Annotated in this window: 18 protein-coding genes; 14 read left to right on the top strand and 4 right to left on the bottom strand. The window is 57.2% G+C overall.

The features are described from left to right. Position 1 precedes the first annotated feature (1 nt). The 9 genes from lepA to QP442_RS04535 all read left to right on the top strand — a co-directional run bounded on the left by lepA (position 2) and on the right by QP442_RS04535 (position 11,175). Positions 2–1,858 carry a translation elongation factor 4 gene (gene lepA, locus QP442_RS04495; protein WP_006681288.1) on the top strand — a complete coding sequence of 619 codons (1,857 nt, stop codon included), beginning with the start codon at positions 2–4 and terminating at the stop codon, positions 1,856–1,858. Next, entirely contained in the window at positions 1,855–2,709 is an 855-nt protein-coding gene (gene trmB / locus QP442_RS04500) for a tRNA (guanosine(46)-N7)-methyltransferase TrmB (RefSeq protein ID WP_006681287.1), read from the top strand. The genes lepA and trmB overlap by 4 nt, the downstream gene beginning before the upstream one ends. 11 nt (positions 2,710–2,720) lie before the next feature. Then, complete coding sequence (gene hemW, locus QP442_RS04505; RefSeq protein WP_103631948.1) at positions 2,721–3,974, top strand: radical SAM family heme chaperone HemW; 1,254 nt, start codon at positions 2,721–2,723, stop codon at positions 3,972–3,974. 103 nt (positions 3,975–4,077) lie between these two features. Beyond that, the gene (locus tag QP442_RS04510) at positions 4,078–4,503 is read left to right on the top strand and encodes a cupin domain-containing protein (RefSeq protein WP_103631947.1); all 426 of its coding nucleotides are present in this window, start codon (positions 4,078–4,080) and stop codon (positions 4,501–4,503) included. Positions 4,504–4,743: 240 nt separating this feature from the next. After that, positions 4,744–6,702 carry an OPT family oligopeptide transporter gene (locus QP442_RS04515; RefSeq protein WP_181002089.1) on the top strand — a complete coding sequence of 653 codons (1,959 nt, stop codon included), beginning with the start codon at positions 4,744–4,746 and terminating at the stop codon, positions 6,700–6,702. Positions 6,703–7,117: 415 nt separating this feature from the next. Further along, positions 7,118–7,918: a DUF3097 family protein gene (locus tag QP442_RS04520; protein ID WP_442953368.1), complete on the top strand. Its 801-nt coding sequence runs from the start codon at positions 7,118–7,120 to the stop codon at positions 7,916–7,918. A gap of 275 nt (positions 7,919–8,193) precedes the next feature. Next, positions 8,194–9,216, top strand: a complete 1,023-nt coding sequence (hrcA, locus tag QP442_RS04525; protein WP_219585220.1) for a heat-inducible transcriptional repressor HrcA — start codon at positions 8,194–8,196, stop codon at positions 9,214–9,216. Positions 9,217–9,283: 67 nt separating this feature from the next. Beyond that, on the top strand, positions 9,284–10,402 hold the full coding sequence (gene dnaJ, locus QP442_RS04530) for a molecular chaperone DnaJ (RefSeq protein WP_103631943.1): 1,119 nt from the start codon (positions 9,284–9,286) through the stop codon (positions 10,400–10,402). Further along, positions 10,399–11,175, top strand: coding sequence for a 16S rRNA (uracil(1498)-N(3))-methyltransferase (locus QP442_RS04535; protein WP_219585218.1), 777 nt, complete (start codon positions 10,399–10,401; stop codon positions 11,173–11,175). The genes dnaJ and QP442_RS04535 overlap by 4 nt, the downstream gene beginning before the upstream one ends. A gap of 68 nt (positions 11,176–11,243) precedes the next feature. Here QP442_RS04535 and QP442_RS04540 read toward each other — a convergent pair whose 3' ends face one another. Next, the gene (locus tag QP442_RS04540) at positions 11,244–12,146 is read right to left on the bottom strand and encodes an aldose-1-epimerase (protein WP_285069663.1); all 903 of its coding nucleotides are present in this window, start codon (positions 12,144–12,146) and stop codon (positions 11,244–11,246) included. Between the two features lie 206 nt (positions 12,147–12,352). Here QP442_RS04540 and add point away from each other — a divergent pair, with 206 nt between their 5' ends. After that, positions 12,353–13,378, top strand: a complete 1,026-nt coding sequence (gene add / locus QP442_RS04545; protein WP_285069664.1) for an adenosine deaminase — start codon at positions 12,353–12,355, stop codon at positions 13,376–13,378. A 233-nt stretch (positions 13,379–13,611) separates the two neighbouring features. Here the strand turns inward: add and pflA are convergent, their stop codons facing one another. The 3 genes from pflA to pflB form a co-directional block, all read right to left on the bottom strand. Continuing rightward, positions 13,612–14,541, bottom strand: coding sequence for a pyruvate formate-lyase-activating protein (pflA, locus tag QP442_RS04550; RefSeq protein WP_285069665.1), 930 nt, complete (start codon positions 14,539–14,541; stop codon positions 13,612–13,614). Positions 14,542–14,704: 163 nt separating this feature from the next. Continuing rightward, complete coding sequence (grcA2, locus tag QP442_RS04555; RefSeq protein ID WP_179369766.1) at positions 14,705–14,956, bottom strand: autonomous glycyl radical cofactor GrcA2; 252 nt, start codon at positions 14,954–14,956, stop codon at positions 14,705–14,707. A gap of 75 nt (positions 14,957–15,031) precedes the next feature. After that, positions 15,032–17,149 (bottom strand): formate C-acetyltransferase, encoded by a 2,118-nt coding sequence (pflB, locus tag QP442_RS04560; protein WP_285069666.1) that lies wholly within the window; start codon positions 17,147–17,149, stop codon positions 15,032–15,034. A gap of 358 nt (positions 17,150–17,507) precedes the next feature. Between pflB and QP442_RS04565 the strand changes: the two genes are divergently transcribed. From QP442_RS04565 to rpmE, 4 genes are all read left to right on the top strand, one after another. Further along, the gene (locus tag QP442_RS04565; RefSeq protein WP_285069667.1) at positions 17,508–18,815 is read left to right on the top strand and encodes a homoserine dehydrogenase; all 1,308 of its coding nucleotides are present in this window, start codon (positions 17,508–17,510) and stop codon (positions 18,813–18,815) included. A 1-nt stretch (position 18,816) separates the two neighbouring features. Further along, a complete protein-coding gene (gene thrB / locus QP442_RS04570) occupies positions 18,817–19,761 on the top strand; it encodes a homoserine kinase (protein WP_179369763.1) in 945 nt (314 codons plus the stop codon). A 256-nt stretch (positions 19,762–20,017) separates the two neighbouring features. Beyond that, positions 20,018–21,781 (top strand): transcription termination factor Rho, encoded by a 1,764-nt coding sequence (rho, locus tag QP442_RS04575; RefSeq protein WP_285069668.1) that lies wholly within the window; start codon positions 20,018–20,020, stop codon positions 21,779–21,781. Positions 21,782–22,008: 227 nt separating this feature from the next. Beyond that, positions 22,009–22,230: a 50S ribosomal protein L31 gene (gene rpmE / locus QP442_RS04580; RefSeq protein ID WP_006681271.1), complete on the top strand. Its 222-nt coding sequence runs from the start codon at positions 22,009–22,011 to the stop codon at positions 22,228–22,230. The last annotated feature ends 42 nt before the right edge of the window (positions 22,231–22,272 follow it).

Here is a 22,272-nt window from a genome sequence, read left to right on the forward strand (position 1 = left end):
CGTGCCAATCCCTACGCCCGCACAAGTGGAAACGATTCGTCCTGCTCACACCGAGCAGTCACGCCTGCGAAACTTCTGCATCATCGCGCACATTGACCACGGTAAATCCACGCTTGCTGACCGCATGTTGCAGTTGACCGGCATTGTTGAGCAGCGTGATATGCGCGCTCAGTACCTCGATCGTATGGATATTGAGCGTGAGCGTGGCATCACCATTAAGTCTCAGGCTGTTCGTATGCCGTGGACACGAGATGGCCAGGCGTACGCGCTCAATATGATCGATACGCCCGGTCATGTTGACTTCACCTACGAGGTCTCTCGATCGCTTGCAGCGTGTGAAGGCGCGGTTCTTCTGATTGATGCTGCGCAGGGTATTGAAGCACAGACTCTGGCGAATCTTTACCTCGCTCTGGAAAACGATCTTGCGATCATTCCCGTTTTGAACAAGATCGATCTGCCCGGTGCTCAGCCTGAAAAGTATGCTGCCGAGGTTGCTCAGCTGATTGGTTGCGATGAATCCGAGGTCCTGAAAGTGTCGGGTAAGACCGGTGAAGGCGTTGCCGAGTTGCTGGATCGTATCGTCGAAGTCGTTCCAGCTCCGAATGGCAACCCAGACGGTGCAACCCGAGCCATGATTTTCGACTCCGTCTACGACACCTACCGCGGTGTGGTGACCTATGTTCGTGTCGTTGATGGTGCCCTGTCCACGCGCCAGCGCGTCAAGATGATGTCGACCGGCGCGACCCACGAACTGCTTGAAATCGGTGTGATTTCGCCAGAACCGATGCCCAGCGAAGGTATTGCCGCCGGCGAAGTAGGCTACCTCATCACGGGCGTGAAAGACGTGCGTCAGTCGCGCGTCGGTGACACGGTGACATTGAACGTTCGAGGCGCTGAGGAACCGCTGTCCGGATACAAGGATCCGCGTCCGATGGTCTTCTCCGGTATCTACCCGGTTGACGGTTCGGACTTCCCTGATCTGCGAGATGCCCTTGAACGTCTTCAGCTCAATGACGCAGCGCTCACCTTCGAACCTGAATCGTCGGCAGCCCTCGGCTTTGGGTTCCGTTGTGGCTTCTTGGGCCTGTTGCACCTCGAAATTATCCGGGAGCGATTGGAACGCGAATTCGGACTCGACTTGATCGCAACAGCGCCGAACGTTGTCTACACGGTCGTTGCAGAAGACGGGAGCGAGATCATCGTTGAAAACCCGGCGATGTTCCCCGAAGGGAAGATCTCTGAGGTTCGCGAGCCTCTTGTTGAAGCAACAATCCTGACGCCGACTGATTTCACCGGCACGATCATGGAACTCTGCCAGGATCGTCGCGGAACCATGAAGGGCATGGAGTACCTGTCCGAAGACCGCGTCGAGCTCCACTACACCTTGCCTCTGGCAGAAATCGTGTTCGACTTCTTCGATCAGTTGAAGTCGCGCACTCGCGGATACGCCTCGCTCGATTACCAGGAGAAGGGCGAGCAGAGTGCCGATCTGGTGAAGGTCGATATTTTGCTCAACGGTGACCGCGTTGACGCGTTCAGCGCGATTGTTCACCGCGATGCTGCATATGCGTACGGTCAGCGGATGACGAAGCGTCTGAAGGAGCTGATCCCCCGCCAGCAGTTCGAAATCCCTGTTCAAGCGGCAGTAGGTGCACGAGTTATCGCTCGCGAAACGATCAAGGCATTGCGTAAGGACATGCTGGCTAAATGCTACGGCGGTGACATTACGCGTAAGCGCAAGCTGCTCGAAAAGCAGAAGGAAGGCAAGAAGCGCATGAAGTCCATCGGTCGCGTGGACGTGCCACAGGAAGCCTTCATCGCAGCTCTGACATCGGATGTTCCAACCGGAAAGAAGTGATTGTGGCGGATCGCCCCAGCTATCGCCCAGGAGAGGCTCCCGAAGGGGAAGTCTTCTTCGCGCGGACCAAGTCGTTTACACGTCGTAGTCGTGAGCTCCCGCTGAATCTCCAGCGAACCTGGGATGCTCACGCGTCGAAGTATGTGATCGAACCTGAGCGAGGGATCGGCCATACGACTGTCGCCGATACTTTTCGCTTGGATCCGGTTCAACTTTTCGCTCGCAAGGCCCCTCTGACCGTTGAAATCGGATCGGGCACGGGTGAACAGATCGTTGAAGCGGCTCGCACACACCCCGAACGTGATTACTTGGCGTTTGAAGTGTGGGTGCCCGGTATTGCGAAGCTGATCTCCAAAGCCGTTGAAGCTGGAGCAACGAATATTCGTGTGATCGAAGCCGATGCTCAGCAGGCGTTCCCGATTGTTTTCGCTGACTCAGTCGCAGACGAGGTGTGGACATTCTTCCCCGATCCGTGGAGGAAGTCGCGTCACCATAAGCGTCGTCTTGTGTCCCCCAAGTTTGCGCTCGAGGTTGCCCGAATCCTCGCTGACGGCGGTATCTGGCGACTTGCAACCGATTGGGACGACTACGCCTGGCAGATGCGCGACGTAGTAGAGGGATGCCCGTTGCTGGCTAATCCCTACGAAGGCGAGCGCCCCGACGAAGCCGATGAACAACCGACTCGCGGTGGTTTTGCCCCTCGCTTTGCAGGTCGCATTGTCACGCACTTCGAAACCCGAGGCCTTAACGAAGGTCGCGTTGCCCACGACGTTGTCGGAGTTCGTTTGCCTCGTGAAACCACGAATGCGCGTACGACCCAGGGTGAAAATACTTCCGATCAGGCGGAATAAGGAGCTGGCTGTTGCCTCCGGTCCAACCCGATGGAATTGAATGGCCAAAAGATGGCCATCTTGAGCCAGCATTAGCTGAAGTCGACCAAGGGCGTCCGCTTTCGCTCTACGTGCATGTGCCATTCTGCACGGTTCGATGCGGATACTGCGACTTCAACACGTACACAACAGGGTTCGGCGTGGGGGCAGAGCCGGGCTCATACGCGCGCTCAATTGAAGCCGAAGCACAATTCGGTATGCGCGGCCTCGTGAATGCCGGATTTGAACCGCGACCAGCCGAAACTGTCTTCATCGGTGGTGGAACGCCCACTCTTCTTGACACCGACGAACTGGCACGCATCCTCGATAGCCTGCGAAATCATTTTGGGATCGCACACCAAGCCGAGCTCACGATTGAAGCGAATCCCGATTCAATCGACGCCAAGGGGCTGCTCAAGCTAAAAGAGGCGGGTGTCACTCGGGTTTCTTTCGGAATGCAGTCAGCAGTACCTCAGGTGCTTGCAACGTTGGACCGCACGCACAATCCCCAGAAAGTCCCCTCTGTCGTCCAAGCCGCGCGCGATGCTGGCTTGGACGTGTCCGTCGACCTGATCTATGGGGCGCCGGGGGAGAGCATCGATGATTGGCATCGGTCGTTGGATGCTGCGGTCGCCCTGGAAACGGATCACATTAGTGCGTATGCGCTGGTTATCGAAGAGGGCACAAAAATGGGTGCGCAGGTCGCTCGCGGTGAGTTGCCCATGCCGGACCCGGACGACGAAGCAACCAAGTATGAACTCGCTGACCAGGTCCTTACTGATGCGGGCTTCAAATGGTACGAAATCTCGAATTTTGCGCGCCCGGACGTAAACGAAGCTGGCGTGGAACCGACCGAACTGCGCCACGCAAGTCGACATAACCTGGCCTATTGGCGTGACTGGGACTGGTGGGGGCTAGGGCCCGGCGCGCACTCGCACGTGGGACGTTACCGCTGGTGGAACGTCAAACACCCGACCGCCTACGCGGGGCGCGTGCAAGCGGGAGTTTCTCCGGCGCTCGCGGGCGAAATACTTGAATCCGATGCTCGAGCACTGGAGAAAATCATGCTCGCCGTGCGCACCTCCGAAGGCATACGCACGTCGGATGTCATCAATATCCACGCGTTGCCAGGCTTGATCGCAGACCAGCTGATCGACGGAGTACATGCGCTGAAAGGGCGGGTCGTTCTGACCCTGAAAGGGCGACTTCTTGCCGATTATGTGACCCGCGAACTCATGGGATTCTAACCTTCATCTCTCGTTGCCACTGCACCCCTACAGGGGTGCCTCTATTCTTGAAAGGGAGCGCGGTCATTACTGGCCGCAGATGATCCGTCAATAGGAGGGCGCAATGACCCAAGACATGGGACCCAACCCGTACGTCGTCAACATCGAAGATGCGACGATGGAAAACACCAACTACCGCACCACCCTGTGGACTGGTAAGAACCTGCAGCTCACCGTCATGTGCATCCAGCCCGGACACGACATCGGCCTGGAAATTCACGAAGACCACGACCAGTTCCTCCGCATCGAAGGCGGGCGAGGCCTGGTGCAGATGGGGCCGACCAAGGATAATCTGTCCTTCGAGGCCGAAGCCTCAGACGATGATGCCATTTTCGTTCCGGCTGGCTCTTGGCACAACGTCACCGCAATCGGTGATGAGCCCCTTCGCGTCTACTCGATCTACGCTCCGCCGGAGCACGCACATGGCACCATCCACGTGACCTACGAAGAAGCCATGGAAGCCGAAGCCTTGGAGCATGGCGAACACTGAGTTTTATAGAAGGCACTGAGTCTTTCAAGGGGCGGGTGATACCGGAGCGATCCGGTATTACCCGCTTTTTGTTTCCATTCAAATCCAGCCTGTAGTCCCATCGCGGTGCCTCGTCGGCGAAACTAGAGGCTGAGCATGTACGTGAACTGCAACAATGACAAACTTTTGCCGAATTTGCTGAGAAATAGTGCGGTGGTAAACTCCCATCGGCACAGTCTATTAAGTAGAGAGTCCGGTTATATGTCCCAGACAACACAATCGACGGGGACGTCGGTGAAGGAACTGACCCTGCGAGGCGTCATTATCGGTGGCATCATCACCATCATCTTCACCGCAGCGAACGTGTACCTCGGCCTGAAGGCGGGCCTGACCTTCGCAACCTCCATCCCCGCGGCCGTCATTTCGATGGCAATTCTGCGTTACTTCAAAGACCATACGGTCCAAGAAAACAACATCGTTCAAACGATCGCGTCCGCGGCAGGCACACTGTCCGCGATCATCTTCGTTCTCCCTGGCCTAGTCATGGTCGGTTGGTGGCAGGGTTTCCCATACTGGCAGTCGGTCTTCGTCATCGCTCTCGGTGGCATTCTCGGCGTTATGTATTCGATCCCGCTACGTCGCGCACTGGTCACGCACTCTGATCTCCCGTACCCCGAAGGCGTCGCAGCTGCCGAGGTCCTGAAGGTTGGCGACACCAACGAAGGTGCCGAAGAATCCAAGCGTGGTTTGCTCGCCATTATCTGGGGCGGTCTGTCATCAGCTGGTTTTGCCATCCTCGGTTCGATGAAGGTTCTCGGGACCGAAATCGGCACCGCTTTCAAGTTCGGAGCGGGTGGCACCATGGCTTCGGCTTCGTTCTCGCTGGCCCTGATCGGTGTTGGCCACCTGGTTGGCATTGGTGTGGGTATCGCAATGATCGTCGGCCTGGCGATTTCGTACATCGTCTTGCTACCGTGGCGGACCTGGGGAATTGTTGATCCCTCGGCTCTGGCTGACACGGTTGGTACCGTCTTCCGTTCTGAAGTCCGGTTGATCGGCGCCGGCGCGATTGCTGTTGCAGCAGTGTGGACGCTGATCAAGCTGATCGGCCCCATCGTCATCGGTATTAAGGATTCGCTTGCATCGACCGCGAAGCGCGAGTCGGGCGAAACTGTCCCGCTGACCGAGCAGGACCTGTCCGGCAAGATCGTTATCGGCGTGACCCTTGCGGTGATGCTCCCGATCGGTGTTCTGCTCTGGCTGTTCTTAAAAGACACCGCCATTGCACACAACTCGTTGGGCCTGATCATCATTTCGATCCTGTTTATCCTGATCACGGGGCTTGCTGTTGCGTCCGTCTGCGGTTACATGGCGGGTCTGATTGGTGCCTCCAACTCGCCGATTTCCGGTGTCGGCATCATCGTCGCTATCGCAGCTGCCCTGGTTGTGAAGGCTATTCACGGCACCGCATCCGGTGATGAACTGTCCGCCCTGGTTGCCTACACGTTGTTCACTGCAGCCGTTGTTTTCGGTATCTCCACGATTTCGAACGACAACTTGCAGGATCTGAAGACCGGTCAGCTGGTGGGTGCAACCCCGTGGAAACAGCAGGTTGCTCTGGTCATCGGCGTTCTCTTCGGCGCGATCATCATTCCGCCGGTTCTGAACCTGATGGGAAACGCTTTCGGTTTCCAGGGAGCTCCGGGCGCTGGCGAAAACGCTCTTGCAGCTCCGCAGGCCTCTCTGATCTCTGATTTGATCAAGGGCGTCTTCGGCGGAGACTTGAACTGGAATCTGTTGGGCATCGGCGCACTGATCGGCATCGTCATCATCATCATTGACGAGGTCCTGAAGAAGACCACTAAGAAGATGTCGCTCCCCGGTCTGGCTGTCGGCATGGGCATGTACCTGCCGGTCTCGATCACCCTGACTATCCCGATCGGTGCGCTACTCGGCATGATCCACGACAAGTGGGCCGTTAAGCAGAAGGATCCCGAGAAGGCAAGGCGCATGGGTACCCTGGTTGCCACCGGTTTGATCGTCGGTGAGTCCCTCTGGGGCGTCGTTTACGCCGGTATCGTCGGCTTCTCCGGTAAGGACGCACCACTTGCGTTCATGCCTGACTCGTTCGCGGGAGTTGCTCAGTGGCTCGGCTTGGTCGTTTTCGCTGGTGTGATCGGCTTCTTGTACTCCAAGACCCGCAAGGACACGCTGAACTGATCAACGCGAACTCACGCGTTCTGGTGCGATTGTGCACTGAGGTGCCCGGTGCCCCATTAGGGGTGCCGGGCACCTGCGTTTCGGTCGGGGCGCTGTGGTGGGGTGTGTCGTGTAAGGCGCTGTTTTCTTGGCGGGGAGCCCGATTCTGTCGCCTCGTATAACCGAACTGGTAGGGGTGATCCGCGGAGGGGAGCAGGCGCGTACGTGTCCGTCTGGTCATCAACGGCGGCGTTTCGGGCAGGCATTGCCCCGCAATCTTGCTTAGTGTGGTCGAGTGATGTCCCAAGAAAACCGCTTCGACCCATATTCGACTTCGTTTGACCCGTATGGCACGGATATTTTGAGCTCCGACCCGCACCGTGATGGGTCATATGCGCTTCGCCCGCGTTCGCAGGAAATCCCGGTTGAACTGGGCATGGTGTTAGAGGACGTGGCAACAGGCTGGGTGGGTGCTGTTATTCGCGTTGAAAAATCGGGTGGCATGCACGTCGTTGAATTAGAAGATCGGCGAGGCTCAGTCCGTTCCTTCCCACTCGGTGGCGGTTTCTGGCTGGAGGGCCGTCCCGTTATGCTTGCGCCACCTCGTCGACAAGAATCTGATGTGCCCACACGCAAGCCTCAGCTGACTACCCATGGTGGGCGTGCGGTGACGAACTCGGGTTCGATTGCTGGGCCGAAGGGGGGCCCGAAGATAGCGAAGCAGTCGCGGATCTGGGTTGAGGGTCGCCACGATGCGGAGCTCGTCCAACACGTGTGGGGCGATGATCTGGCAGAAGCGGGAGTAGTCGTCCAGTTGCTTGAGGGCGTGGATCATCTTGAAGAGATCCTGGAAGTCTTCGGACCGTCTGATGAAGTTCGCGCCGGTATTCTGGTCGATCACCTTGTGGAGGGGTCGAAAGAGTCGCGGATTGCCCAGCGTGTTCAGTCGCGTTGGTCTAGCGGTGTGCTGGTTGTTGGTCACCCGTTTGTGGATATTTGGCAGGCTGTGAAACCTGCTCGCCTGGGGCTGACTCGCTGGCCGGATATTCCGAGAGGTACGGATATTAAGCATGGCACTCTCGATGCGCTGGGGTGGTCGCATGCAAATCAAGCGGATATTGCGATGGGGTGGAAGCGAATTCTCGCCCAGGTCCGCAATTATAAGGACGTTGAGCCGGCTCTGTTGGGGCGCGTTGAAGAGCTGATTGATTTTGTCACTGAACCCGGTACTCGTTAGCGTCTGCGCAGTTGGGGGATATTTCCACCGCCGTTCATTGTTTCGTAGTGACGAGGCCGGGACTGTCAGCAAAGACTTTGCTTGAGTAGTGCCCATTGTGAAGAGGTAGTGCCAACGTTGTGCTCGTTACTTCGGCTGGGTGCTTTGATGGGCAGGGAGTAGAATTGGCACTCAGATAGAGTGAGTGCCAGATTCGTGTCGAAACCGATCCTTCACATCACGGCTTCGATGGCGTGTGGTACTCCGCGTCAGTTTTCGCTTGGAACGGAGGACACATGAACGACGATCGTCGGCTCGGCGTTCTTCGAGCGATCGTCACTGAATACGTGCACACCCGTGAACCCGTGGGTTCGAAGGTGATTGCTCAGTCGCACGATTTAGGTGTTTCTTCTGCGACGATTCGTAATGACATGGCTCTGTTGGAAGAAGCCGGTTTGATCTATCAGCCTCATACCAGTGCTGGTCGTGTTCCCACGGATAAGGGCTACCGACTTTTTGTTGATTCCCTGTCCGCGTTGAAACCGATGAGTGACCCGGAGCGCAGTGCTGTTGAGCATTTCCTTGAGGACTCTTCGAACCTGGACGATGTGGTTGTTCGGACCGTGCGTCTGCTGGCGCAAGTAACGCATCAGGTGGCTGTTGTTGAGTATCCGACGTTGGCGTTGCAGACGTTGAAGCGGGTAGAGATCGTTGATCTTGCTGCGACCAACGTGCTGGTCATTGTCGTGACCGATTCCGGACGCGTTTCTCAGGACACTATTGAGCTTCGTACGCAGTTGACTAGCGGAGATATTGCGGTTCTTCGCGAGAAGCTCAACGCTGTTTTTTCAGCTCTTGGCCCCGATGAGATTCTTGCTAGCGTCGAGGCCCTGAAGGCGCTTCTTGAAATGCGTTTGCATGATGTGGCAGATGCTCTTGCCCAGAGCATTGCGCGTCTCCTTCGCCCCAGTGGTGAATCGAAGATCGTCATGGCTGGTATGTCGAATCTTGCTAGGGGAGCGGTTGACTTCCATGATATTGCGCCGGTCTTAGACGCTTTGGAAGAGCAGGTGGTATTGATGCGCCTGTTCTCTGAACTGCAGCTTGATGATGATGTTCATGTTTCGATCGGTGCGGAAAATGAACATGACGCGCTTGCTGAAGCATCGGTTGTGGCTTCCACGTACCATGCGCCTCCACGTAGTGGTGATACGCGTGCTCACCTTGGTATTGTTGGCCCGACTCGCATGGATTATGCGCGAACGATGGCTTCGGTCAGGGCTGTTGCTGCCTATCTTTCGCGGTACTTGAATCGCTAGATCACCTCCCATGAGCTTTCACCGCCGATGCGGTGATCACACGAAAGAACATAAGGAACGAATACGAGTGAACGACTACTACGAGGTCCTTGGCGTATCAAAGGATGCGACTGTCGACGAGATTAAGAAGGCGTATCGCAAGAAAGCACGTCTGCTACACCCTGACTACGCTGGGCCCGAGTCAGAAGAGGCTTTCAAAGAGCTTTCTGTCGCCTACGAAACGCTCTTAGATCCCCAGAAGCGTCAAATGTATGACCTTGGAGGGCCGGATGCCTTGCGGGGTGGCGGTTCACCATTTGGTGGTGCTGGTGGCGGGTTATCTGACATCTTTGATGTGATGTTCTCTGGTTTCTCCGGTCAAGCTTCCGGGCCTGCGCCTCGCGTTCGTCGTGGTTCCGACCAGCTGATCGGCGTGGAGATTTCCTTGAAGGACGCTGTTTTCGGCGCGAAGAAGGAAGTTTCATACGGAACATATATTCTGTGCGATTCGTGCCATGGTTCGATGTGTGCTCCGGATACTGAGCCCACACGGTGCGGGACGTGTAATGGAACGGGCTCGGTGACGCGCGTCCAAAACACGATGTTTGGTCGTATGCAGTCGCGTGGAGCCTGTCCGACCTGTCAGGGGTATGGCACGATTATTGCATCGCCCTGCCATGAATGTGCCGGTCAGGGGCGTGTTCGTTCGCGTCGTACGATTACGGTTGATATTCCCGCCGGTGTAGACGAAGGAACTCGTATCAGGGTTGGTTCCGAGGCTGAAGTTGGCCCCGGTGGCGGTCCGAATGGTGATCTCTATCTTGAGATCAACGAGAAAGCGGATGATGTTTTCGTCCGCCAAGGCGATGACTTGCACACGTGGATCACGATCCCGATGACAACGGCGGCCTTGGGCACGAAGTTTGACCTCGATACGTTCGACGGTGCGCAACACGTCGAGATCCCGGCTGGTACTCAGCCGAATGCTGATATTGAACTGAAGAACTTGGGCGTCAGTCGTTTGCAGCGTTCTGGTCGCGGTGACTTGCACGTCCACGTGAATGTTGAGATCCCGAAGAAGCTTGATGATCGTTCGCGTGACCTTCTTGAGCAGCTTGCGAATCTTCGCAAAGAGACGCGTATCGAACCTGACCGTCGTCCCTCGTCAATGTTCGACAAGATCCGCGAAGCGTTCACCGGCCAATGACACGTCCCGTTTTCATTTACGAGGGCGACCTAGTCCCCTGCGAGTTGGATGCAGGCGATACAGTCTCGCTTGAAGGAACTGAAGGCCATCACGCGGCCACCGTTCGGCGCATCGGAGTAGGTGAGTGGATCGACCTGATAGATGGCCACGGAACGAGGCTCACGTGCGAGGTTCTCTCCACCTCGAAGAAAGGTCTTGTTCTTCGTGTCGATCAGCGTGTGATCGAACCTCAGGCGACGCCCCAACTGATTCTTGTTCAGGGGCTTGCAAAGGCTGGACGAGACGAACAGGCAATTGAAGCCTGCACCGAAATCGGGATTGATCAAGTGATTCCCTGGCAATCTGAGTATTCGGTTGTCCGGTGGAACGGTTCAAAAGCCTCAAAAGGTAAAGCGAAGTGGGAATCCGTCGTTCGTGCGGCCGCTAAGCAGGCGCGGCGAGCGTGGATCCCCAGCGTCGGCGACGTTGTCAACTCAAAAGCGCTTGCCACATGGGTTGAGGCAAAGAGAGAAGCTGGGGGCAAAGTTTTAATTTGCCACGAGGAAGCAACCGAATCGCTGAGCTCAATCATTGCCAGTGATCCCACGTCATTCACCACAGCGTCAAGTTTGACGCTGCTGGTTGGCCCAGAAGGCGGAATGAAGAGCGAAGAAGTGAACTGGCTTCAAGACGCTGGGGCGTCTTTGGTTGGTCTTGGCGCGAATGTTCTTCGCTCGTCGACGGCTGGAGCCGTGGGAGCGACACTCTTAAGCGCGACGCTTGGACGCCTGTAACTCGAGCGTATGTACTGCGGGCCGACAGTGAATACCGTCGGCCCGCAGTACGTGTATGGGTTAAAGTCTCAGCTTTCGATCGAACCGATGATCGTGAAGGTCATTGTGTGGGATTGGCCAGGGGCAAGCACAATGAGATCCTTGCCTGAATTAAAGGCATTCGGGGGGCAGGTCATTGGCTCAACAGCGATGCCGGTTCGTCCCATGGAATCAGCAGTGAACGCCTGAACCCACGGGGTGTCAGCCTTCAATTGAACCGTCAATCCGGTTTCTGGATCACGCAGTTGAACGGTCCATTCACCTTCGGGCAAACCGGTGAAAGCATGGTCAACAGATTGTGAGCCAAGTAGGCGCGGAGTGCGGAAATCACGCTCAAGATCATCTACCGGGACCGTTTCAACAGGAGCCATGTTCTGATCGACCCGGATGATTTCAGAGGCTGGAATCGTAACCTCGTATCCATCATTCTTCTTGCCATCGAGTGACAGGTAGGGGTGGGACGAAACACCATATGGGGCGGGTGTGGAGCCGACGTTTTTTGCCACTAGAGTGACGGTCAGACCACGGCAGGCGCTGAGCGCGTAGGTTACCCACGCTTCAATCGGCCACGGGTAGCCATAGCGGGGAGCGATGAATGCTCCCAGTGTTGCTGAGTCAGAATCAGCGTGAATGATCGTCCAGTCAACCCAGGTCATCAGACCGTGCAATGCTGAGCCGGTTGCAGCTTCATTCACGTCAACCGTGTAGGTGATGTCTTCCCATGTGTATGTTCCTCCAGCAATACGGTTCGGCCAGGGCATCAGCGTTTTCCCCAAGTAGCCTTCGGGAATTTCATCCGCGTCATGGGCGACGACTAAGTCGCGCCCTGCGTACGTGAGTGCGGCGAGTCCGGCGCCGACGGTAACAATCCGAGCCTCATATTCTCCAGAAGAAAGAAAGATTTCGTAACCGGACGCGTGACGGGTAGGCATGGGTGCTCCTGACGGTTGGTGAATGCGTGGACTAGCACGCTTATGCAATCAAGCTTAGTTGCGAAAAGTGACAAAGTGGGGAAGGAAATTGACGAGGCACGAACTGGCACTCTACCGATTTGTTCAGTGGCTAGATGTTCGTCATTCGGTCGTGACACAATGGGCGGGTGACACTTTCGTCGCACAACTTTTACCAAGGAGGAATCGTGACCACCACCGTCACGCGTGAATTCGTTGCTGGTCTGCCCAAGGCAGAACTGCATCTCCACCTTGAGGGCACGCTTGAACCCGATCTTAAGCTTGCTCTTGCTACCAAGCACGGCGTCGATATCGGTCAGTCGACCATCGAGGAAGTTCAGGCCAGCTACAACTTCACCGACCTGACCTCGTTCCTCGCCGTCTATTACCCGGCGATGAATGTCCTGCAGGATGAAGAGGACTTCGAGGCTCTGGCCTCCGCTTACTTTGCGCGAGCCAAGGCGAACGGTGTTCGTCGCGCTGAGTGCTTCTTCGATCCCCAGGCTCACACCACGCGTGGTATTGCGATTGAAACTGTCATCAACGGCTACTACAAGGCTGTTGAGAAGGCACGCGAAGACGGACTCTCCGCTGACCTGATTCTCTGCTTCCTGCGTGATATGAGCGCAGAATCCGCGCGAGAAACCCTTGAAGTAGCACTGCCATACAAGGACAAGTTCTTCGCCGTTGGTCTAGATTCTGACGAGCGCGATAATCCACCGGAGAAGTTCGCCGAGGTCTTCGCGATGGCGAAGGACAACGGTCTGCATGTCACGATGCACTGCGACATTGATCAGGTTGGCTCTATCGACAATATCCGTCGTGCGCTGACTGAGCTCGGTGCCGAGCGCCTTGACCATGGCACGAACATCGTGGAAGACGATGCGCTGGTTCAGCTGGTCGCAGATAGGGGCATTGGCTTGACCTCCTGCCCGCTATCGAACTCGTTCGTCACCGCGAACAACCACGATATGAAGGACAAGGAAGTGAAGACTCTCCTTGAACGTGGCGTGAAGGTCACCATCAACTCTGATGACCCGGCCTACTTCGGTGGCTACGTTGCCGACAATTTCTACGCTCTTGCCGACCAGGCAGGCTTCACCAAGGACATGCTTGTTCAGCTGGCACGTAATTCTCTTGAAATCGCTTGGGTTTCCGACGCAGAGCGTGCACGCCTGCTGGGTGAGTTCGACGCTTTTGTTGCAACCAACTGACTCGGTCTTCTGGTTTCGCTGGGGGCGCTTAGCCAATCGTGTTAGCCCCCGTGACGTCTCGTGGCGAATGTGCCAAGAACGGTGAGACTTCCGACCTGAATAAACGTGGGGGGCGGGTGCTACTCATTGATAGCACCCGCCCCTTTCACGAAAAAATACCTGCAAAGTGCATGGCGCATAGAGTAAAGAGACTCATGCGGGGCCTCGTCGATAGGACGAACAGCGACTGAGCGTCAGTGAACCTCGAAGCCCAGTAAGCGGAAGTAATCACGAACTTCCTCGGTCGCCTCAGGCGAGGGTGGCTTTGTGTCACGCAACTGATAATCCAAGCCCAGTGAATCCCACTTATCCTGACCCATCTGATGGAAGGGGAGGACCTCAACGCGGTCGATGACATTGCGCCACCTCGTGATGATGTTTCCTATCGCTTCGATATTGTCCTTGCCATCAGTTAATCCCGGCACCAAGACAAAACGAATCCACACGCGTGTCGTGCCACGCGCCGCCAGGCGATCACCGAAGTCAACGGTCGGCTGAAGGTCGCCGGTCGTGACCTTCTTATAGAGCTCAGGGATGCCGGACTTCACGTCCAGCAGAACCAAATCCAGATCGTCGAGCATCGCGTCATCGCAGTTCGCGCCAAGGAACCCCGACGTATCCAAACAGGTGTGAACCCCCATTGCTTTCGCTCCGGCCAAGATGCGACGAACAAACTCCGGCTGCATCATGGCTTCGCCACCGGACAGGGTGATACCGCCACCCGTCGTGCGGAAAATCTTACGGTAGCGACGGATGCGGCCGAGGATCTCGTCGATCTCAACGGGCGTTCCATTCTTCATGAAGAACGTGTCGGGATTGTGGCAGTACAGGCAGCGGAGCCCGCAGCCGTTGAGGAAAACTGTCAGACGCGTTCCCGGGCCGTCGACAGCGGTCACAAGCTCCCACGAGTGAACGGATCCCAGCGTGCCGTCATGCATCTTGTGCAGGCGCTCCGTGCGTTCCATCTCGCTCAGCTCACCCAGGCCTGCGACTCCTTGACCGCCCACGCGACCGGTCGGTGCTTGGAAGTCTTGATCGCGGAGCTTCGAGTGGGAATCAATGGGTCCGGTAGGAACGATTGAAGATCCATCGCCTACGGGGGCGGTGCGGGAAAGCTCAGTCATGGTGTCCTGATCGTGAATGAAAGGGAACGAGGCGCACGTTCATGCTCTGTTCATTGTGAGTGCGCAATTGTTAAAGGCGTCGACGCAATTCGGGGCGCAGGAAGAATCCCGCGCCCCGAACCGGAAGGTGCTGAATCTGTTTTACGCCAGCGTAAAGCGGATATCAGGCCGAGTGGTGGAAGGTACGCGAGAGAACGTCAAGCTGCTGCTCGCGGGTGAGCTTCACGAAGTTAACGGCGTAGCCGGAAACGCGAACGGTCAGGTTCGGGTACTTCTCGGGGTGCTCGATTGCGTCTTCCAGGGTGGAACGATCAAGAACGTTGATGTTGGCGTGGTACAGGCCGTCGGACTCGCCGCGCTCTTCACGGGCTGCCTTCATGTCTGCGAGGCGCTCTTCGTAGGTCTTGGTTGCCATGATGATTTTCTCCTTATGGGTGTTGTCTGGTCTCGGGAGCGGGGCTTGGTAGTGCCCCGCTCCCGGTAAGAATGATTAGTTACTGGAAATCATTTCACAGGTATCGTCCGGGACGAAGCCTGCATCGAGGATTCCGACAAGGTTGTCGATCTGCTCGGCCTTTGTACGGCCAAGGCCGGACGGGGTGATGGTGTTCGTCAGCGAGATACCGTCGAGCGCATCGTTGTAGTCGAGCTTACCGACCGACAGCATGGAAGCAACCATGCCGTGGGTGTCGATGCCGTTCTCCGGGTTTGCGCCCGGTGCGAACGGGGTGCCTGCGCGGTGACCGGATGGAAATGCGCCGGTTGCCTTGCCGTAGACGACGTTCGAGGTGATCGTCAGGACGGACTGCGTCGGGATTGCGTCGCGGTACATCGGGATCTGACGGATCTTGTCCATGACGGTGTGGACGACGGTTGCGGCGATCTCATCGGCGCGGTCGTCATCGTTGCCGTAGGTCGGGAATTCGCCTTCGGTTGTGTAGTCGACAACCAGTCCGGTTTCGTCGCGGATCGGCGTGACCTTTGCGTACTTGATGGCTGCCAGCGAGTCAGCAACGATCGACAGGCCTGCGATACCGCAACCCATGGTGCGGATGATTTCGGAATCGTGCAGTGCCATCTCGACTGCTTCGTATGCGTAGCGGTCGTGGCAGTAGTGGATAATGTTGAGGGCTTCAACGTAGGTGCCGACAACCCAGTCGAGCATCTCTTCGTACTTGGCCCAGACCTCGTCGAACTTCAGTGGTTCGTCGCCGGTGATGGGCTCGTAGCCTTCAACGACCTGCTTGCCACTCATTTCGTCGCGACCACCGTTGATGGCGTAGAGCAGGGCCTTTGCAGCGTTGACGCGTGCGCCGAAGAACTGCATCTGCTTGCCGACCTTCATCGGGGAGACGCAACATGCGATGGCGGCGTCGTCGCCCCAGTGTTGGCGAATCTGCGGGTCGGACTCATATTGGATGGACGAGGTTTCGATCGAGATCGCTGCGCAGAATTCCTTGTAGCCCTTGGGCAGGTTTTCGTCCCAGAAGATCGTGATATTCGGTTCGGGGGCGGGGCCCAGGTTACGCAGGGTCTGCAACAGGCGGAATGAGGTCTTGGTGACCAGCGTGCGACCGTCGTCGCCGAAGCCTGCGTCTGACCAGGTTGCCCAGTAGGGGTCTCCCGAGAAGATCTGGTCGTAATCAATCGTGCGAAGGAAGCGCGTGATGCGGAGCTTGATGACGAGGGCGTCGATGATCTCCTGTGCGTCGGATTCGGTGATGAGACCGGCGGCGAGGTCGCGCTCGAAGTAGACGTCGAAGAAGGCGGAGAGGCGACCGATCGACATCGCGGCGCCGTCCTGCGACTTCACAGAGGCGAGGTAGCCGAAGTAGGTCCACTGGACCGCTTCCTTCGCGGTTTTCGCGGGCCCGGAGATGTCGAAGCCGTAGTCGGCCGCCATCTTCTTCAGCTTCTTGAGCGCCTTGATCTGCTCGGAGTGCTCCTCGCGGTAGCGTGCCCAGTGCTCGGAGAAAGGCTGGTCTGCGTAGCGGTCCTTGTCCTGTTGCTTCCACTCGATGAGCTGATCGACGCCGTAGAGGGCGACGCGGCGGTAGTCGCCGATGATGCGACCGCGACCGTAGGCGTCCGGCAGGCCAGTGATGATGTGCGAGGAGCGGGCGGCTCGGATCCGTGGCGTGTAGATGTCGAAGACCGCGTCATTGTGGGTCTTGCGGTACTGGGTGAAGATCTTCTTGACCTCGGGGTCGACCTCCTTACCGGCCTCCTTGATGGCGGTCTCGACCATGCGCCAGCCACCGTTGGGCATCATCGCGCGCTTGAGGGGGGCGTCCGTCTGCAGGCCGACGATAACGTCGTCGTCGGAGGAGATGAAACCGGGCTTGAAGGCGTCGATGTCGGCGGGGGTGTGGGTGTCGACGTCGAGGATGCGGACCTTGCGTTCCTCGGAAAGGTACTCCTTTTCGAGGGAGTCCCAGACGCGGAGGGTCTTTTCGGTGGGACCTGCGAGGAAGGAGGCATCGCCCTCGTACGGCGTGTAGTTACGCTGGATGAAGTCGCGGACGTCGATTTCTTTGTCCCAATTTCCAGTTTTGAAATCGGTCCAAGCCTCTTGTGTGGGGATGCTGGGAGCGGTCTGCTCTGTCATCGTTCCTCTTCTCAATAAATGCTTGCGGACGATCGTTGTACCGCACTGCATTAGATGATTCTCGAATGTGTACCGGTAGGTACCTTGTAACAATTGTGTACCTACGTAGTTAGTGTTTCCATACAGAGGTCATTTGTCACAGGTGCGGGTTATCACAACGTGCACAATTGTTAACAATAAACATTTTTGATAGGGACGTTAGTCCTAAACGTGGGTGTGATGTTCTTTAAGCACGAGGTCGCGCTCGACTATTGTTCTCTCTCAAAGAAATGGACGCGCGTATGTATTCAGTCCTATCTATGCCTATGCTCATTACCAACAGCGCAAACACGTGCGTGAGTGGTCAAGGAGTTTCTCGGTGGAAGAGCGTAGCCCCGAACTGAAAGTCGGTGTTCTCGGTGCAGGTACCGTCGGATCACAGGTTATCCGCATGCTCACAGAGCAGGCCGACGATTTTGAAGCTCGCTCAGGTGCGCGTATACGCGTGAACAGGGTGGCGGTCCGCAGGCTTGATGCGCCTCGTGACTACGATGTGGATCCTGCACTTCTGACGACCCATCCCGAAGAAGCCATCGATGGCCACGACATTGTCATTGAATTGATCGGCGGTATTGAGCCAGCCCGAACCTATGTCATCCGAGCACTCAAACAGGGCATTTCCGTGGTGACCGGCAACAAGGCGCTTCTTGCTACTCACGGTCCAGAGCTGTTTGCCGCTGCGGCTGAAACCGGCGCAGACCTCTACTACGAGGCCTCGGTTGCGGGCGCAGTTCCCGTCGTTTACGGCCTGCGCGAATCGCTTGCGGGTGACCGCATCACCAAGGTGATGGGCATCGTCAATGGCACGACCAATTTCATCCTCGATGCGATGGCGTCGCGCGGCCTGTCCTATGAGGAAGCGTTGAATCAAGCCCAGGAGCTCGGTTTTGCCGAAGCCGATCCCAGCTCAGATGTTGACGGTTTCGATGCGGCGGCAAAGTGTTCAATTCTGGCCTCGTTGGCTTTCCATACGCGCGTCGGAATCGATGACGTTGCCGTTGAGGGCATCACCAAGATCACGGCAGAAGATATGGAAGAAGCTGCCTTCTTCGGTCGTACGATCAAGCTTCTTGCCATCGCTGAGCGTTGTGTTGGAGAAGACGGTAAAGACGGCGTTGCCATGCGCGTCCACCCCGCGCTCGTCCCGCTCGATTCGCCTCTGGCCAGTGTCGATGGAGCATTCAACGCCATCCTCATCGAAGGTGAAGCAGCAGGCCGTCTGATGTTCTACGGTCAGGGTGCAGGTGGTGCTCCCACCGCGTCCGCTGTTCTTTCGGACCTCGTCGCTGCTGCCCACCACCGCGCATTCGGCGGACACGCACCCCGTGAGTCCGTCTACGCTCACCTGCCGATTCTTGACCCGGGCATGGCCTTCACTCGCTACCAGATTCGTATGCAGGTAGAGGATCGCCTTGGTGTACTTTCCGATGTTGCCGGAATATTCGCTCGCCACGGCGTCTCCATCCAGTCTGTGCATCAGCGCGACGACAAGGAGCCGGGTGCCTGCGTGATCGTGGCGACAACCCACCTTGCCCGCGAAGCGGATCTGGCGGCAGTCGCACACGCCCTGTCGCACTCGCCCGTGGTTCGTGAAGTCACCAGCGCGATTCGCGTCGAAGGGGAGTGACATGAGAATCACCGAAGAATTCGTTGCCGTCTGCGTCCCCGCAACCAGCGCGAACCTTGGCCCAGGATTCGATTCGCTGGGGCTGGCGCTGAACCTTTGGGACGAAGTTGCAGTTCACGCAACCTCCGGAGTCCACACAAGCGTCACCGTTGAAGGTGAGGGCGCAGGGAATGTTGCAACCGGTGAAGACAATCTTGTCGTCCAAGCGATGCGCTTAGCGCTCGATCGTGCGGGCGCACCGCAGGTTGGCGTGAAAATGCGTTGCACAAACCGCATCCCTCATTCGCGCGGAATGGGTTCATCGGCCAGTGCGATCGTTGCGGGAATTCTTCTTGCTCGCGCGCTTATCGGGCGCGAGGATGTCCTGACGGACGAAGAAGTCCTCATGATCGGTACCGAATTGGAAGGACACCCCGACAACGTTGCGCCAGCAATCGCTGGTGGAGCAACCATCGCGTGGGTCGATAACGGCCGGCCGGGTGCAGTTTCACTCTCGGTTCCTCACACCATTGCCCCCGTCGTCTTTATACCTGACTTTAAATTGGCAACCGAAAAGGCCCGTTCCGCTCTTCCGCAAGTGGTCGCCCATACAGATGCGCGCTTCAATGTTGCCCGAGCCGCTCTTCTTTCTGCGCTCCTTTCAGGACAGGCTCGTTCGGTGGGGCAGGCCTCGTTCCATGATCTGCTGATGGATGCCACGGCGGATGTTTTGCACCAGGAATACCGACGCGAAGCCATGGAGCCTTCGCTTGCGCTGGTGGATTGGTTGCGCAATGCCGGCATCGCGGCCACAGTTTCTGGTGCTGGACCGACGGTTCTGGCCGTGGAGACGGTGCCGGACGAAATCTGCGCGGACGCCAGATCAGCGGGCTGGAAGGTCATGGCTCTTGACGTGCCAAGCAAAGGTGCGGCGATTACTCGCGGGCGACTGGCGAAGCTCTACTGATTATCCTTCAGTTCTGTTTTCTTTGTTTTCTTTCAGTCTCGTGTGACTTTATGCGCACAAACGCGCGACTTTAACGTTGTGGTGCCTATAGAGACAAACGGTTGGTACACTTGAAGCGGGTCTTACGGCCCGCCACGTTTTGGTGGCTCATCCCTTACGTCACGCGATCAGCGTTATCGCAACGTATTCCTCCCGTTTTAAAGGGAGATCCCCATTTGCTCGAAAAGAGCATTCCATATCCAGTGAGGATTCATTCGTGACAAACGAACAAGCCGCCCCCAAGACACAGTCTGCATTGCGGGGCATGAAGCTGGCTGAACTCCAGGCGCTAGCTTCCAGCCAAGGTCTCAAGGGTACGTCAAAGATGCGTAAGGCCGACCTGATCGAAGCTCTTTCTTCCTCGTCTGCGCCAGCTAAGAAGGCTTCCGCTTCATCTGACGAGGCCCCCACGCGCCGTGCCCGTGGTACGCGTCGTGCGGCTACCGCTGAAGTTTCACATGAGCAGGTTGCGCCTGCTACCCAGGCACCTGCCCAGGACCAGGGAACCCAGGATCAGGGAACGAAGAATGACGACGCTGAACAGCCCCAGCGCAAGTCACGTCGTCGTCGCGTCGCGACCGCCGGACCAACCGAACCGGCGACTATTGAACTGCCGGCTCCCAAGAAGGGCGGTGAGAAGCCCGAAGCGGAAGAAAACGCTTCCGTCAAGGCTCCGTCCCTGGACGCCATTGAGCTTCCCGAAGGGGAAGAAGGTGAAGAGCGCGGTCGTAACCGCCGTGATCGCAACAGCCGTCGCCGTGATCGCAACAACCGCAACGATCGCTATAATCGTCGTAACCGTGACCGCAATGATCGTGGCGACCGCGAAGAACAGGTGCGCGAAGACGAACAGTTTGCTCCGATCGCTGGCATCTTGGATATTCAGGACAATCACGCATTTGTTCGCACTTCTGGTTATCTTCCCGGTCCGAACGATGTGTATGTCACCCTTGGCAACGTTCGCCGTTGGGGTCTGCGTGCGGGCGATGCCGTTGCAGGTGCCGTTCGGCAGCCCCGTGAAGGTGAACGGCAGCGTCAGAAGTACAACGCTCTGGTTCGCGTTGACTCCGTGAACGGCATGTCGATCGAGGAAGCGCAGGCTCGTCGCGAGTTCTCCAAGCTCACCCCGGTTTACCCGAATGAGCAACTACGCCTCGAAACGTCCGCAAAGGCATACACGCCACGCGTTATCGACTTGGTCGCTCCGATCGGTAAAGGCCAGCGTGGCCTGATCGTTTCGCCACCGAAGGCCGGTAAGACGATGGTCATCCAGCAGATCGCGAAGGCTATCGAGATCAACAATCCCGAGGTTCACCTGATGGTCGTCCTGGTTGACGAACGTCCGGAAGAAGTGACGGATATGCGTTCGATCGTCAAGGGGGAGGTCATTGCCTCGACCTTCGACCGCCCCGCATCGGATCACACGATCGTCGCCGAACTTGCCATAGAGCGCGCAAAGCGTCTGGTTGAACTCGGCCAGGATGTTGTCGTTCTTCTTGACTCGATCACGCGACTGTCGCGCGCCTACAACCTAGCCGCACCGGCTTCCGGCCGTATCCTGTCGGGTGGCGTTGACGCATCCGCCCTGTACCCGCCGAAGAAGTTCTTCGGTGGCGCCCGTAATCTCAAGGAAGGCGGCTCGCTTACCATCATCGCGTCGGCTCTGGTTGAGACCGGTTCGAAGATGGACGAGGTCATTTTCGAAGAGTTTAAGGGCACCGGCAATATGGAACTGCGTCTGTCGCGTCAGCTGGCAGACCGTCGTATCTTCCCAGCGATCGACGTCAATGCGTCCGGTACCCGCCGTGAAGAAATGCTGTTCCAGCCTGAAGAACTTCGCATCATGTGGAAGCTTCGTCGCGTGATTGGCACGCTGGATCAGCAGTCCGGTCTGGAACTGATCCTTGAAAAGCTCAAGGAAACCCAGTCGAACGCTGAGTTCCTGATGATGGTCCAAAAGACCACTCCCAGTGCTGACTGAGAACCCCCTGACGTGAAACGCGCGTCAAAAGGTCGCGCGTTTCACGCATATGAGGGCCCTGCCACATAGACGTAAGAGCGCCGAAAGTGGCACAATTGACGCCGTCGGCCATCGGTTCACCGGTTCGCCACCGTTTGGATACTCCAAGGCGGAAGGATACTTGCCACCAGATGTGGGAAGATCTGCGGATCCGGACCCGGGGCACCAACGAACCCAGGAGATACTCCATGAAGAAGGACATCCACCCCGAATACGTGGATACCCTCGTGACTTGCACGTGCGGTAACAGCTTCCACACCCGTTCCACCCTCACCACCGGTGAGATGCGCGTGGACGTCTGCTCCGCTTGCCACCCGTTCTACACCGGCAAGCAGAAGATCCTCGACACCGGCGGTCGCGTCGCTAAGTTCGAGGCACGTTACGGAAAGCGTGTTCGCCCCTCCAAATGAGGCAAGCGTACGTTGCGTTTTGATCGGCGCCGGGAGCGTTAA

Source organism: Pauljensenia sp. UMB1177, from assembly GCF_030217965.1.
Lineage (GTDB): Bacteria > Actinomycetota > Actinomycetes > Actinomycetales > Actinomycetaceae > Pauljensenia > Pauljensenia turicensis_A.

Bases quoted from the DNA above. Each gene is read 5' to 3' on its own strand.
- QP442_RS04510 (WP_103631947.1), top strand. From the start codon at position 4,078: ATGACCCAAGACATGGGACCCAACCCGTACGTCGTCAACATCGAAGAT.
- QP442_RS04515 (WP_181002089.1), top strand. From the start codon at position 4,744: ATGTCCCAGACAACACAATCGACGGGGACGTCGGTGAAGGAACTGACC.
- QP442_RS04520 (WP_442953368.1), top strand. From the start codon at position 7,118: ATGGTGTTAGAGGACGTGGCAACAGGCTGGGTGGGTGCTGTTATTCGC.
- hrcA (WP_219585220.1), top strand. From the start codon at position 8,194: ATGAACGACGATCGTCGGCTCGGCGTTCTTCGAGCGATCGTCACTGAA.
- QP442_RS04535 (WP_219585218.1), top strand. From the start codon at position 10,399: ATGACACGTCCCGTTTTCATTTACGAGGGCGACCTAGTCCCCTGCGAG.
- QP442_RS04540 (WP_285069663.1), bottom strand. From the start codon at position 12,146: ATGCCTACCCGTCACGCGTCCGGTTACGAAATCTTTCTTTCTTCTGGA.
- pflA (WP_285069665.1), bottom strand. From the start codon at position 14,541: ATGACTGAGCTTTCCCGCACCGCCCCCGTAGGCGATGGATCTTCAATC.
- grcA2 (WP_179369766.1), bottom strand. From the start codon at position 14,956: ATGGCAACCAAGACCTACGAAGAGCGCCTCGCAGACATGAAGGCAGCC.
- pflB (WP_285069666.1), bottom strand. From the start codon at position 17,149: ATGACAGAGCAGACCGCTCCCAGCATCCCCACACAAGAGGCTTGGACC.
- thrB (WP_179369763.1), top strand. From the start codon at position 18,817: ATGAGAATCACCGAAGAATTCGTTGCCGTCTGCGTCCCCGCAACCAGC.
- rpmE (WP_006681271.1), top strand. From the start codon at position 22,009: ATGAAGAAGGACATCCACCCCGAATACGTGGATACCCTCGTGACTTGC.